Below are 12,116 nucleotides of genomic sequence, written 5' to 3'. Positions count from 1 at the left end.
GTCTTTTTCACGCGGCGCAGACGAAAACGCTCAGAGCCCGGCGAGATATTGCGTCGGATCGACCGGGGTCGCGCCCTTGCGCAGCTCGAAGTGAAGCTGCGGCGAGCCGACGTTGCCGCTCTGCCCGGAGCGGGCGATCACCTGGCCGCGCTTGACCGTGTCGCCGCGCTTGACCTCGATGTCGCTGTTGTTGGCGTAGGCCGAGACGAAGCCGTTCGGGTGGCGGATCAGCACGAGGTTGCCATAGCCCTTGAGCTCGCTGCCGGCGTAGGCGACGACGCCGCCCTCGGCCGCCTTGACCGAGGTGCCTTCCGGCAGGGCGATGTTGATGCCCTCGTTGCCGCCCGGCTTGAACGCCTGGATGATGCGCCCGCGCGCCGGCCAGCGGAATTCCGGCCCGCCGTTGTCGCCGGCGTCGGCGCTCTCGCGCTCCTCCTTGGCTTCGGGCGCGGACTCGGCTTTCGCCGTCTTGGCCGGCTCCGGCTTCTGCGCCTTGGGGGCCTCGACCTTGGCCGCCTCGGGTTTGAGGCCCGGCTTGCCCGTCTCGGCCTTGGCCAGGGCGAGCTTCTTCGTGGCGTCGGCCTTCATCTGCTCCGCCTTGGCGAGCTCGGCCTTGGCGGCGGCCTCGGTCTTGCCGGCGGCGTCCAGCGTCGCCGGCGCAGGCTTCTTCGCGGCGTCCTTGACGGCGGCCTCGGCCGGCTTCGCCTGCGCGAGCAGCGCGGCGCGTGCGGGGCGGCCCGGCGTCGGCGCGGGAGCGAGCGCGGCCTGCTGCGCCGGACGCGGCGCAGCGGCGGCCGCCTGCGCGACATGCGGCGGCTGAGGCGCCGGCGCGGCCTGCGCGACGCCGCTCCCGGCGTTGTAGACGGGAATGACGATCCGCGAGCCCGGCTGGATCTGCGCGGCGGAGGTGAAGCCGTTGGCGCGCGCCAGCGCGTCGGCGGGCACGCCATAGCGGCGCGAGAGCGTTTCGGCCGTGTCGCCCTGCGCCACCATCACCGGCGTGCCGCCGGCCGCCGACCAGCCGGACGCGGCGGCCGCCCTTGCGGCGGGGGCGGCCATGGGCGCGGCGGCGACCGGGCGCGGCGCGGCGGGCGCGAGCGGCGCGGCGACCGGGCTCTGGAGCGGGCGCGACTGCACCGGCGTCACCGGCGCGCCGGCGCTCGGCGAAATGCTCGAGGTCGGCGCCGGATCGGTCGCCTGGGCGGTATGGAAAGGATCGCCGAAGGGGTCGGCGAGCCGCTCCGAGCCGGCGCAGCCGGCGAGGGCGCCGGCCGAGACGCCGATAAGCGCGAGCCGCAACGCCAAGCGCGAGCAAACCACTGAAGCGAAATGACTCATGACCGGGACCCACCGACGCGGAAGCTGTGGCGTCATTAAAGGTCGGCCCAGTTAAGGGGAGGTTTAAGGTGAACGCCGGATCAAGAAAAACGGAGCGACGTTAATCGTATCGGGTGAAAACCCGACGCCCCGCCGCGTCGGCGCCGCATTCGCCTCACAGCGCGCGCGAGCGGCCGGGAATGATCGGCTGCAGCCGGCAGGGGCAGATCGAGGCGACGTCGAGGCCGCCGCCCGCAATGCGCAGGATGCGCACCACGCGCCGGCGCAGCGGCTCGCCCCGCTCCGGCCGCGCCATCACCAGCACGCCGTCGGCGGCGAGCGCGCCAAGCAGGCTTTCCGGCGGCTCGGCCAGCGCGCCCTGGACGATGATCCGGTCGAACGGCCCCGCCTCCCTGCCCGCCTCGAGCCCGTCGCCCCAGACGATGCGCACATTGTCGACGCCGAGACGGCGCAGCCGCGCGCTCGCCTCGACGGCGAGCGTCTGGAAGCGCTCGACGGAGAGAACGCTGCGGGCGATCGTCGACATCAACGCCGCCGCGTAGCCCGAGCCCGATCCGACCTCGAGCACGCCGTGCTCCGGCGTCAGCGACAGGGCCTCGATCATCCGCGCCGCGAGCCAGGGCTCCGGCAGCGTCTGGCCGCAGCGCAGCGGCAGCGCGACATGGCGCCGCGCGAGGTCGTGGTAGCGGCGCGGCGCGAAGGCCTCGCGCGGGACGCGCTCGAGCGCGCGCAGCACGCGAAGGTCCTGCACGCCGCGCGCGCGCATCTCCAGAAGGAAGGCGGCGCGTCCCTCGGCGCCTTCCGGCGGCTCGGCCGGCCCCGCCTCCGGCGTCGACATGGCGCAATCTCCCTCGGCGCGAAGCTCACGCGGGCGTAGCATCCGCAGCGCCCGCGTCAAAGCCCGCGCCGGCCGGGAAACGCCGTCAGGGCGATTCGAAGGCGTGCAGCGCCCGCGCCGAATAGACGAGCGCCGCGCCCTCGTTCAGGGCGATCGCGACGCCGAGCGCCTCGGCGAGCTCGGCCTTGGTCGCGCCGGCCTTGCGCGCGGCCTCCGTATGGAAGGCGATGCAGCCGTCGCAGCGCGTCGTCACGGCGACGGCGAGGGCGATGAGCTCGCGGATTTTAGGGCCGAGGCCCGGACCTTCGGGCGCGGCGTCGGAGAGAATCTGGTTTCCCTTCAGGACGTCGGGATTGAGTTGGCCGAGGGTCGACAACGTTCCCATCAGCTGCTCGCGGTAGGCGGCCCAGTTCTGCATGCGGCGTCTCCTCTTCAGGCTTGTTGATGACTATCTACTAGTAGATAGTTGAGCGACGCGCAAGAAGGCGTCCAAAGAAACCGCTTCGGCCAGGCGGCCGGCGCGCGGATGGGAGCCTCTCGGTGAGCCAGCGGGACAGCGGTTTGGGGAACGGGCGGCGCGGCGAACGCGGCGGCGACACGCGCGCACGCCTGCTCGCCGTCGCCGAGGAGCTCGTGCGCGCGCGCGGCTTCAACGGCTTCAGCTACGCCGACCTCGCCAAGGCGGTGGGCGTGCGCACCGCCAGCATCCATTATCATTTCCCGAACAAGACCGACCTCGGCCTCGCGCTCGTCGAAGCCTACGACGCGCGCTACGAGGCGGCGATGGCGGCGATCGCGCGCGAGAGCGAGGACGGCGCGCGGCGCGTGCGCGCCTACGCCGCGCTCTACGCCGGCGGGCTCGAACAGAACCTCGGATGCCTGTGCGCCATGCTCGCGGCGAGCCCCGACCTTCTCTCGGCGCCGATGCGCGCGGCGACGCGGGCCTTCTTCAGGAAGCACGTCGCCTGGCTGCGCGACGTGATCGCGGCGGGGCGCGCCAACGGCACGGCGCGCGAGGGCCCCGACGCCGAGGAGCTCGCGCGCTCGATCGTCGCCCTGCTGGAGGGGGCGCTGCTGCTCGAGCGCCTGCTCGACGGGCCGGAGGGCTTCCGCAGCGCGCTCGCGGCGATCGAGCGGCTGGTCGCCCCGGACGCCGGCGCGGCCGAACGCCCTACGACAGCGCCTGCGCGTAGCGGGTGAGCGTCGGCGCGTCGGTGAGGTCGAGCCGCAGCGGCGTCACCGAAATGCGGTTCTGCGCCATCGCCTCGAGGTCGACGCCCCGCGCCGGCTGCGACGTCGCGCGGTCGAAGGCGATCCAGTAATACGGGTTGCCGCGTCCGTCGCGGCGCGCGTCGAGCCGCACCATGTTGTCGCGCCGGCCCTGCGCCGTCACCGCGACGCCCTCGACCTCCTCGGGCGGGCAGTCGGGGAAATTGACGTTGACGACGACGTTCGGCGGCACGCCTTCGGTGAGGATTTTCTCGATCAGCGGCGCGGCGTGCGCCCTCGCGCAATTCCAGAAGATGCTTTCGCGCTTCGAGCGGCGTCCGTAGGATTGCGACAGCGCGATCGCCGGCAGGCCGAGGATCGCGCCCTCCATCGCCCCGGCGACGGTGCCCGAATAGACGACGTCCTCGGCGACGTTGTGGCCGCAGTTGACGCCGGACAGCACGACGTCGGGGGGCCGGTCGGCGAGAATCTCGCGCACGCCCATGATGACGCAGTCGGTCGGCGTGCCCTTGACGGCGAAGCGCCGCTCAGCCGCCTTGCGCAGCCGCAGCGGATCGTTCAGCGAAAGGGAATGGGCGACGCCGGACTGGTCGCTCTCGGGGGCGACGACGAACACGTCGCCTGACAGCTCGGCGGCGATCTCCTCGAGCAGGGCGAGGCCGGGCGCATGGATCCCGTCGTCGTTGGTGACCAGAATGCGCAACCGCCGCTCCTCGTGATCCGCCAGCGAGGCCTCGTGTAGTCGAGGCGCCGCGACGGGTCAAACGCGTCGGCGCGCAGGCGCTATCTCGCGCAGGGAGGAGCGCTGGCGATCTCGAGGCTCGACAGGGCGCCGGACAGCACGAAGTCGCCGTAGTCGAGCTTCAGGGCGCGCGAGACGCCGTTCTGGTAGAGGTCGAAGGCGAGCACGTAGCTCGGGCCGTCGTCCTTTCTGTCGGCCTCGAAATAGCTGATCGAGACCGGCCAGCGCGTCATGCCGGCGAGTTCGGGAATCTGCGCCGCCTTGTCCTCGGCCGGCGCCGTGGTCGGCCGGCCGATGTAGGTCGTCGTCTCGAACAGCTTCTCGCCGGTGTCGGAGCCGTCGAACACCTTGAGCTCGAGAACGCTCTGGCCGGCCTCCGCGGCGGCGATGATGCGCTTCAGATGCTCGGTCGGAAAGACGACGTCCTCCCCGAGCTCCAGCTTGTCGCGCTTCGGCTTGGCGAGGCTCACCTGGATCGGCCCGGCGCGCGACTTGACCGCCTTGCCGTCGACCGTCTCGGCGGCGTCGTTGTCGACGCGCGTCTGCATCTTGAAGTCGAAGCTCGAGCCGGCGCCGTCCTCGAAGGTCGAGGAGAGCATGTCGGAGACCCGCGTCGGGCCTTCGGCGGGCTGAAGCTCGGTCATCTGCCGGAAGTTCTGCACATAGCCGTCGCAGGCGGAGCCCGAGAAGTCGAAGGCGATGCGCCCGTGCGCCGCGGTCGGGCTCTTGGCGCCGACCGATTTGGCGAGGGAGAGCTCATAGACCGCGCGATGCGGCGTGAGCGTGACGTCCGGCTCGGGGCGCCCCCCGAGCCTGTCCATGCTCGCCGGACCCGGCTTGACGCCATCGGCGGCGCCCGGGTCGGCGCAAAGACCGACGAGGCAGGCTGCGACAAGATAAGGCGACAGGCGGGCGCTCTTGAGCTGCATGTCAGATTCCCCGACGTCCGCGTCCGCGCGGCGTCTTCCTCCCGGGCGCGAAGAGGCCCGCGGCGCACGCTAGGCTCTCGATCGCGCGTCTGCAATGCGCCGGCCTTTCACGCGCGGCGAGTTTAGACGAAATTGCGGCGACGATTTGACGACATCGCGGCGGCCGCCAGGACTTTCGATGGACGCGCGTACTTCCGTCACGTTCACAGCCTTATGTCGCAGACGGCGCGACACATTGGCGATTGTCGCCGCGCCGGCCTAAAAATTATCCTGAGCGCGAGCGATCAGGATCAACATGCAAGCCCGAGGTCACGCATGCTCTATGGAGTGCTCGTCTGGACGCGCAACCTCGTGCGGCGCAATCGCGCCGTTCATCAATTCTCATGGCGCGCGCGAAAAGCCGTCTGGGCGCTGCAGAGTCTTCGCGAGCGGCGGCGGCCGATCGTCGACGCCGGCCCCATTCTGATCGAGACGCTGAAGGCGGAGCGCTCTTTCGCCGCCGGCAAGATCGGCTCGGTGGAGCTTTTCGGTCTGCGTCACTTCCTCAAGCGCGAGGAAGCTCGCGCCGCCGGAGCGCAGCCGCCGCCCTATCCCCAGTATGCGCTTGAAACCCTTTTCATCAACGCCGGCGTCTTTCCGTGTTCGGACGAATCGTTCGATCAATTCGGCGCCATTTATCGCGACGCCGTTTCCCAGATGGACATGCTCGCGGCCTGGGGCCTTTCCGGCGAGGCGAGGGTTCACAACGACCTCGCTCCGCAAGCCGCTGTAGTCACCCGCATAAGCCTCGAGCCCTATTTCCAGGACATTCCCTGGACCGCCGCCCTGGCGGGCAAGCGCGTCCTCGTCGTGTCCCCTTTCGCCGGCACGATCGAAAGCCAGTATCGTCGCCACGCGGAAATCTGGCCCGGACGCGACGTTCTGCCCGCGTTCGCGGAGCTGCTGACGGTTCGGGCGCCGCTTAGCGCCGGCGTCGCGCCGCCCGAGCACGCGTCATGGACCGACGCGCTCGAGGACATGAAAAGGCGCATGGACGCCGTTCAATATGACGTCGCCCTGATCGGCGCGGGCGCGTTCTCCCTTCCCCTGGCGACTCACGCGAAAAGCTGCGGAGCGGCGGGGATCCATATGGGCGGCTCGCTGCAGCTCCTGTTCGGCGTCATTGGCAACCGTTGGCGCGAGGACAAGGAGTTTCAGGTCTTCTTCAACGACGCATGGGTGAGCCCGAATGCGTCGGAGACGCCCGAATCGGCGGGAAAAATCGAAAATGCCTGCTATTGGTAAGCGGCGAATCGCATCCGACGGGAAGACAGCCGCCCGTTGGGACCCGCGCGGCAAAGGCTGGCGAAAAATGGAACGATGAGCAGAACTGAAGAAAAGCTGAAGGCGCTCGGCGTCGTCCTGCCGACGCCGGCGGCGCCCGTCGCCAATTATCTCGGCTATGTCGTGTCCGGCTCCCTCGTCGTCGTCTCCGGCCAGTTGCCGTTCGGCGCGGACGGCAAGATCGCGCCGCAGCACGCCGGCAAGATCGGCGACGACGTGTCGCCCGAGGCGGCGAGGGAAGCGGCGAGGATCTGCGTCGTCAACGTGCTCGCGCAAGCGAAGGCGGCGCTCGGCGACCTCGACAGGATCGCCCGCTGCGTGCGGCTTGGCGGCTTCATGAACGCCGCGCCCGGCTTTTCCGCCCTGCCCCCCGTGATGAACGGCGCCTCCGACTTCATCGTCGAGATTCTGGGCGAGGCGGGGCGCCACGCCCGCTCGACGATCGGCGTCGCCGAACTGCCGCTCGACGCCGCGGTCGAGGTCGAGGCGTTGTTCGAAATCGCGTCCTGAGCCGGGCCGATGAGGCTCGAGCGTCTCGATTCTCCCGAGCCTCCCGCCTGGCTCGTCGCGCGGCCGATCGCCCATCGCGGCCTGCGCTTCGCGCGGGATGGCGTCGCGGAGAACTCGGTTGCGGCCGCTGAGGCCGCGATCGCCTGCAACTACGCGATCGAATGCGACCTCGAGCTCTCGCGCGACGCCGAGGCGGTCGTCTTCCATGATGATTCGCTCGACCGGCTGACGCAGGCGAGCGGGCGCGTCGGCGCCTATTCGCTGCGCGAGCTGACGGATCTGACGCTCGCCGGCGGCGCCTGCCGCATTCCCTCGCTGCGCACCTTCCTCGCGGCGGTCGATGGGCGCGTCCCGCTCGTCATCGAGATCAAGAGCCGCTTCGACGGCGATTTCCGCCTCGCCGCGCGCGCGCTCGAGGCGCTCGCGAACTATCCCGGTCCTGCGGCGCTGAAGAGCTTCGACCCGACCGTGCTCGCATTCCTGCGGGCGCGGCGCGCGAGCCGTCCGCTCGGCCTGGTGGCCCAGGCGGAGTATGCGGCGGACGAGTGGCCGCAGCTCAAGCCGGCGCAGCGCCGGGCGCTCGCCGCGCTCGCCGATTTTCCGGCGGCGAGGCCGGATTTCCTGTCGTTCCGGGCGAGCGACCTGCCGCACGCCGCGCCGACCCTGTGCCGCGCCGGGCTCGGGCTTCCGGTCATGACCTGGACGGTGCGCGGCCCGGCCGAGCGCGCGCAGGCGCTGCGCTGGGCGGACCAGATCGTGTTCGAAGGCTTCGAGCCGTAAAGACTCGAGCGGACGCCCGACGGCTTGCGCCCTATTCAGGCGCGGCGAGCGCGGCTCTCGCCTGCGGCGTCAGCAGGCGGCCCTTCACCAGAAAGGAGATCGAACGGTCGATCTCGTCCGGCCCGTCGCCGCGGAACTGGCCGCTCGCCTGCGCCGCCGTCTTCGCCGTGGCGACGTCGACGATGGCGATGTCGAGGCTCGAGATCAGGCTCGACGCCTTGTGGATGGTCGAGACGACGGCGAAGCGCGCGCCCGCGTCCTTGGCGATCGGCAGCCAGCAGCCGTCGCATTTATAGAGCGGCGCGGCCTTGTCGATCGCCTCGCCGAACGGGCCGAGCTCGACCGCCGTCCCCGCGCCGTTCGCCTCGAGCGCCCGAACGAGCGACTGCGTGGCGAGCGCGAGCCGCTCTTTCTCGTCGGGCTTTTGCGGCGCGCCGCTCGTGTCCCACAGCTCCATGGGAAACACCGCGAGCGCGTTGGGCGGCGCGAAGCTTTCCGCTTGCGGCCCGCCCTGCGCCTCTCCCTGCCCTTGCGCCGCGGCCGGCGCGCCGGCGAAGGCGACGAGGAGCGCAGCGGCGAGGCCTGTCACGCCTTTCATGAGCATCTCCATCCGGCGCGGGAGGCGGCGCCGCGGTCCCTTCGCGCGTCAGCGGCCGGCGCGAGCGGCGGCCGGCGGGGACGACGGACGATTGGCGGCGCTGCGGTCGACGCGGGTGTAGAGCGTATAGGACGGATCGAAGACGAACTTCAGCAGCAGTCCCGTCCATGAGCGATGGAACTTGAGGCCGTCATAGAATTCGGGCGCCATGCGCTTGAGCTCCGGCAGACGCCGCCACGGCACGTCGGGGAAGTCGTGGTGCTCGTTATGGTAGCCGATGTTGAGCGCCACCTTGTTCAAAGGCCCGTAATAGTCGAACGTCTCCTGCGAGGGGTCGCTGGTGAAATGCTCCTGGATCCAGCGCGCGCCGAGCGGATGCAGCCCGCCGATCGAGAACCAGAACGAGGCGAACAGGTAGAGCAGCGCGTTCGGTCCGAGGAGCAGCAGGACGGCGAGGTCGAAGGCGATCACGCAGGCCGCGTTGATGAAGGTCCAGCGGCCCCACATCGGCACGGTGCCGCGCAGGCGCCCGAGCCGGGCGAGCTGGAACGGCGCGAAGAAGAACATCCAGACCGCCTTGCCGAGCGCGGTGCGGCCGAAGATCTTCGCCTCCCAGTGGCTCGGCAGGTCGGCGTCGAAATCATAGTCGCCGAGGTGGGAGTGGTGCTTGATGTGATAGTAGCGGAAGCCCATCGCCGTCGGCACGGCGTTGGGCAGGTCGGCGAGGATGCCGACCCATTTGTTCCACATCGGCTTTGCGAAGATGGCGTTGTGGCAGGCGTCGTGAATCACCACGAACATGGCGTGGTTGGCGAAGGCGCCGACGCAGAAGGCGACGAGGAGCGCCGCCCACCAGTAGCCAAGGCCCAGCGCGCCCAGCGCCGCAGCGATCGCGATCTGCATGCCGACGACGCCGAGCGTGATGAAGAAGGTGAGCGGATCATGGCCGATCAGCGTCTTGACCTGCGGATGCGCGGCGAGGATCGCGCGCCGGCGGATCGCATGCGGGCGAGGCTCGGCCGTCTTCAGAAAGCCTTCCGCCGGGGCGGCGGCGTCGACGCCGGCGGCTTCCGTGAATTGCGTCGCTTGCAAGCTCATTCTCATCTCCTGAAGATGGACCGGCCCGATCCCAGGACGGTCCGCTTCATGTCGATCTGATCCAGCGCAGGCGCCCCGGCGCTGCGGCGTTTGGTCCGCGTCAGAGGCGTTTTTCGTAGATGCGGTGGATCTTGTCGAGGCTCGCGCCGGCGAGCTCGATCGGCCGGCGCATGCCCATGTTGTCCTCGAGCACCCAGCCGAACTCGACCTCCCGATAGGCGCTGCCGGAGCTGCGCCGCCTGATCTCCTCTATGAAGGCGAGGATCACCGCGCCTCCCGCCGCCTTGCGCTGCAGCGCCCGGCGCAGGCCGAACAGCAGCAGGCGTCCCGACCTGAACTTGTGCCCGCGCACGCGCGAGACAAGCTTCGGCAGGCCGAACGGAAGCAGCCGGCCGCCAAGATCGGCTGTGATTTCATTCAGGTTGGGCAGTACGATGGCGAAGGCCTGCGGCTCGCCGTCGAGCTCGATCATGAAGCCGCCCTCGGGCGGCATGACGAGCTTCAGCGCGTCGGCGCTCGACATGAACTCCTCAAGGGTGAACGGGACGAAGCCCCAGTTCTCCGCCCAGGCGTCGTTGAAGATGTCGACGATGATCGCCGCCTCGGCCTTGAGGTTCTTCATGTCGAAGCCGCGGATCTTCAGCCGGTCGCGCCACTCCGGCCGATTTATGATCACGGGCTTCGCCGTCCGGTCCTTGTCCGTCACATGGTAGCTGTAGGAGACGAGGTCGCGCGCCTTGACGTAGCCGAGCCGCTCGACGAGCGGGCCGAGCCAGGGCGGGCTCCACGCCGAGAAGATCATCGGCGGCGCCTCGAATCCCTTGACGAGGACGCCCGGCTCGCCCCAGACGGAGGGCGAGAAGGGGCCGTGGATGACGTGCGCGCCGCGCTCGGCGAGCCAGCGCTCGGCGGCGCCCGTCAGGGCCGCGACGACGGCCTCGTCCTCGACGGCGTCGAGGCAGCCGAACTGCGCGCGCGAGGCGCCGACCGGATCGGGATGGTCGGGCTTGTAGGCCTGCGCGAGGATGCGGCCGGCGGGCGCGCCGTCCTTGAGGGCGAGGAAGAATTTCGCCTCGACCTGCCTGAAATGCGGATTGAGCTTTGGCGCGAACAGCGTCCAGCGCTCGGCGTCGAGCGGCGGCGCGAAGCCGGGCAGGCCCGTGTAGAGCTGGCGCGGCAGCCGGCAGAAGGCGAGGAACGCCCTGAGGCCGTCGGCCGGAACGACCTCGATCCGCGACGTCGAGCCTGCGTGCGCTTTCGCGTCCAAATTCCTCGCTCCGGCGCTTTTGCGGCCATGCGCCGCCCTGATGCGAAAAGGCGCAGCCTCGCGGCTGCGCCTGGATGTTGCGAGGCCTCGCGTCGCGCCCGTCAGGGCGCGAGGGCCGCTCCGGCGGCGGCGGGCCGCTCCTTGGCGACGGCGGCGCGGGCGGCGAGGCAGTCGATCACGCCCTTGACGTCTTCCCGCGTATGGGCGGCCGAAATGAAGAAGCGCAGGCGCGGCTGGTCCTTGGGCACGCCGATCTGGATGATCGGCGGCACGTAGAAGCCGTTCTCCAGGAGATGCTGGGAGGCCGCGAGCGTCTCGAAGCTGTCGGGGAACAGGATCGGCGCGACGCCGCGCCCGATCGCCGGCCCTGTGTCGAGCCCGGCCTCATGGGCGAGCGCGACGAAGGCCTCCGCGTTCTCGCGCAGCTTTCTCACGCGCCAGCTCTCCTCCTGCGCGAGCCGCAGGGCGGCGGAGGCGGCGGCGCAGATGACCGGCGACAGGCCGACCGAATAGACGAAGCCCGGCAGCGTGTAGCGCATCCACTCGACCACCGCCGACTTCGCCGCGACGAAGCCGCCGCAGGAGGCGAGCGACTTCGACAGCGTGCCGACGATGAGGTCGACGCGGGCCGGATCGACGCCGGCGAATTCGCACAGGCCCCGGCCCGTGTCGCCGAGCACGCCGACCGAATGCGCCTCGTCGACCATCAGCCAGACGTTGTGGCGCTCCTTGAGCTCGATGAGGCGCTCGAGGTCGGCGACGTCGCCGTCCATGCTGTAGAGGCTCTCGACGACGATCAGCACGTTGCGGTAGCGCTCGCGCCGCTCGCGCAGCAGGAAGTCGAGATGGTCGAAGTCGTTGTGCCGGAAGGTCACCGTCTGCGCGACGGCGCCCTTCGAGCCGCTGACGATGCTGTTGTGCGACAATTCGTCGATGAACAGCGCGTCGCGGCTGCCGAGCAGATGTGAAATCGTCGTCACATTGGCGAGGTAGCCTGAGACGAGGACGAGCGTCGATTCGACGCCGAGAAAGCGCGAAATATCCTGCTCGAGCGCCGTGTGCAGCGAGCGCTGGCCGCCGACGAGGCGCGAGGCCAGCGCGCCGACGCCCTGCGCCTCAAGCGCCTCGGCCGCCGCGCGCTTGACCTCCGGGTGCGTCGAGAGGCCGAGATAATCGTAATTGGCGAAGCTGACGAAGCGCCGGCCGGCGGCGGCGGCCTCGCGCCGCAGCGTGTCGACGGGCGCGAAGAAAGGGTCCCCGCCTTCGAGATAGGCCTTTCCGGCGAGGCGGAAACGGCGCGTGGCGTGGTCTTCGAGGCTGTTGAACTTGCTCACGTAAGCCGGCTGTCCATTGGTTCAGGAGCTTGAGATCCCGCGCCGAATGGAGCGCCCGCGCGGCGTTGGGGGCCGAGCAATAGCATCGAGGCGGCGGCGGAGCAAAAGCGTATTGGCGGGCGCGGCGCG

At 70.1% G+C, this 12,116-nt stretch carries 13 protein-coding genes; 4 read left to right on the top strand and 9 right to left on the bottom strand.

Annotation, left to right across the window (positions count from 1 at the left end; translation table 11 throughout):
- Nucleotides 1-30: 30 nt before the first annotated feature.
- From ACE3OG_RS00815 to ACE3OG_RS00805, 3 genes are all read right to left on the bottom strand, one after another.
- Entirely contained in the window at nt 31-1,299 is a 1,269-nt protein-coding gene (locus ACE3OG_RS00815) for a peptidoglycan DD-metalloendopeptidase family protein (RefSeq protein WP_374305131.1), read from the bottom strand.
- Nucleotides 1,300-1,492: 193 nt separating this feature from the next.
- Nucleotides 1,493-2,176, bottom strand: a complete 684-nt coding sequence (locus ACE3OG_RS00810) for a protein-L-isoaspartate O-methyltransferase (RefSeq protein WP_374305130.1) — start codon at nt 2,174-2,176, stop codon at nt 1,493-1,495.
- Between the two features lie 85 nt (nt 2,177-2,261).
- Nucleotides 2,262-2,594 (bottom strand): carboxymuconolactone decarboxylase family protein, encoded by a 333-nt coding sequence (locus ACE3OG_RS00805; protein WP_374305128.1) that lies wholly within the window; start codon nt 2,592-2,594, stop codon nt 2,262-2,264.
- Nucleotides 2,595-2,716: 122 nt separating this feature from the next.
- Here ACE3OG_RS00805 and ACE3OG_RS00800 point away from each other — a divergent pair, with 122 nt between their 5' ends.
- Nucleotides 2,717-3,376: a TetR/AcrR family transcriptional regulator gene (locus tag ACE3OG_RS00800; protein WP_374305126.1), complete on the top strand. Its 660-nt coding sequence runs from the start codon at nt 2,717-2,719 to the stop codon at nt 3,374-3,376.
- Here ACE3OG_RS00800 and surE read toward each other — a convergent pair.
- A complete protein-coding gene (gene surE / locus ACE3OG_RS00795; RefSeq protein WP_374305124.1) occupies nt 3,348-4,109 on the bottom strand; it encodes a 5'/3'-nucleotidase SurE in 762 nt (253 codons plus the stop codon). The two genes, ACE3OG_RS00800 and surE, sit on opposite strands and share 29 nt — an antisense overlap.
- Nucleotides 4,110-4,189: 80 nt before the next feature.
- Entirely contained in the window at nt 4,190-5,077 is an 888-nt protein-coding gene (locus tag ACE3OG_RS00790; protein WP_374305122.1) for a cell envelope integrity EipB family protein, read from the bottom strand.
- Between the two features lie 315 nt (nt 5,078-5,392).
- Between ACE3OG_RS00790 and ACE3OG_RS00785 the strand changes: the two genes are divergently transcribed.
- The 3 genes from ACE3OG_RS00785 to ACE3OG_RS00775 all read left to right on the top strand — a co-directional run bounded on the left by ACE3OG_RS00785 (nt 5,393) and on the right by ACE3OG_RS00775 (nt 7,690).
- A complete protein-coding gene (locus tag ACE3OG_RS00785) occupies nt 5,393-6,361 on the top strand; it encodes a hypothetical protein (protein WP_374305120.1) in 969 nt (322 codons plus the stop codon).
- 75 nt (nt 6,362-6,436) lie between these two features.
- A complete protein-coding gene (locus tag ACE3OG_RS00780) occupies nt 6,437-6,910 on the top strand; it encodes a RidA family protein (protein ID WP_374305118.1) in 474 nt (157 codons plus the stop codon).
- 9 nt (nt 6,911-6,919) lie between these two features.
- A complete protein-coding gene (locus tag ACE3OG_RS00775; RefSeq protein ID WP_374305116.1) occupies nt 6,920-7,690 on the top strand; it encodes a glycerophosphodiester phosphodiesterase family protein in 771 nt (256 codons plus the stop codon).
- A gap of 31 nt (nt 7,691-7,721) precedes the next feature.
- Here the strand turns inward: ACE3OG_RS00775 and ACE3OG_RS00770 are convergent, their stop codons facing one another.
- The 4 genes from ACE3OG_RS00770 to ACE3OG_RS00755 all read right to left on the bottom strand — a co-directional run bounded on the left by ACE3OG_RS00770 (nt 7,722) and on the right by ACE3OG_RS00755 (nt 11,987).
- Nucleotides 7,722-8,288, bottom strand: coding sequence for a DUF3280 domain-containing protein (locus ACE3OG_RS00770; protein ID WP_374305114.1), 567 nt, complete (start codon nt 8,286-8,288; stop codon nt 7,722-7,724).
- 48 nt (nt 8,289-8,336) lie between these two features.
- On the bottom strand, nt 8,337-9,386 hold the full coding sequence (locus ACE3OG_RS00765; protein WP_374305112.1) for a fatty acid desaturase: 1,050 nt from the start codon (nt 9,384-9,386) through the stop codon (nt 8,337-8,339).
- Between the two features lie 100 nt (nt 9,387-9,486).
- Nucleotides 9,487-10,653: a hypothetical protein gene (locus ACE3OG_RS00760; RefSeq protein ID WP_374305110.1), complete on the bottom strand. Its 1,167-nt coding sequence runs from the start codon at nt 10,651-10,653 to the stop codon at nt 9,487-9,489.
- A gap of 101 nt (nt 10,654-10,754) precedes the next feature.
- Nucleotides 10,755-11,987 (bottom strand): aminotransferase class I/II-fold pyridoxal phosphate-dependent enzyme, encoded by a 1,233-nt coding sequence (locus ACE3OG_RS00755; RefSeq protein WP_374305109.1) that lies wholly within the window; start codon nt 11,985-11,987, stop codon nt 10,755-10,757.
- Between the last annotated feature and the right edge of the window lie 129 nt (nt 11,988-12,116).

The sequence above is a fragment of the Methylocella sp. genome (assembly GCF_041905455.1).
Classification (GTDB): domain Bacteria; phylum Pseudomonadota; class Alphaproteobacteria; order Rhizobiales; family Beijerinckiaceae; genus Methylocapsa.
The sequence above is the reverse complement of the archived record's forward strand: the minus strand, read 5'-3'. Positions and strand labels throughout refer to the sequence as shown.

Excerpts from the sequence above, each read along its gene's own strand:
- ACE3OG_RS00810 (WP_374305130.1), bottom strand. The coding sequence starts at position 2,176 with ATGTCGACGCCGGAGGCGGGGCCGGCCGAGCCGCCGGAAGGCGCCGAG.
- ACE3OG_RS00805 (WP_374305128.1), bottom strand. The coding sequence starts at position 2,594 with ATGCAGAACTGGGCCGCCTACCGCGAGCAGCTGATGGGAACGTTGTCG.
- ACE3OG_RS00790 (WP_374305122.1), bottom strand. The coding sequence starts at position 5,077 with ATGCAGCTCAAGAGCGCCCGCCTGTCGCCTTATCTTGTCGCAGCCTGC.
- ACE3OG_RS00785 (WP_374305120.1), top strand. The coding sequence starts at position 5,393 with ATGCTCTATGGAGTGCTCGTCTGGACGCGCAACCTCGTGCGGCGCAAT.
- ACE3OG_RS00780 (WP_374305118.1), top strand. The coding sequence starts at position 6,437 with ATGAGCAGAACTGAAGAAAAGCTGAAGGCGCTCGGCGTCGTCCTGCCG.
- ACE3OG_RS00775 (WP_374305116.1), top strand. The coding sequence starts at position 6,920 with ATGAGGCTCGAGCGTCTCGATTCTCCCGAGCCTCCCGCCTGGCTCGTC.
- ACE3OG_RS00770 (WP_374305114.1), bottom strand. The coding sequence starts at position 8,288 with ATGAAAGGCGTGACAGGCCTCGCCGCTGCGCTCCTCGTCGCCTTCGCC.
- ACE3OG_RS00765 (WP_374305112.1), bottom strand. The coding sequence starts at position 9,386 with ATGAGCTTGCAAGCGACGCAATTCACGGAAGCCGCCGGCGTCGACGCC.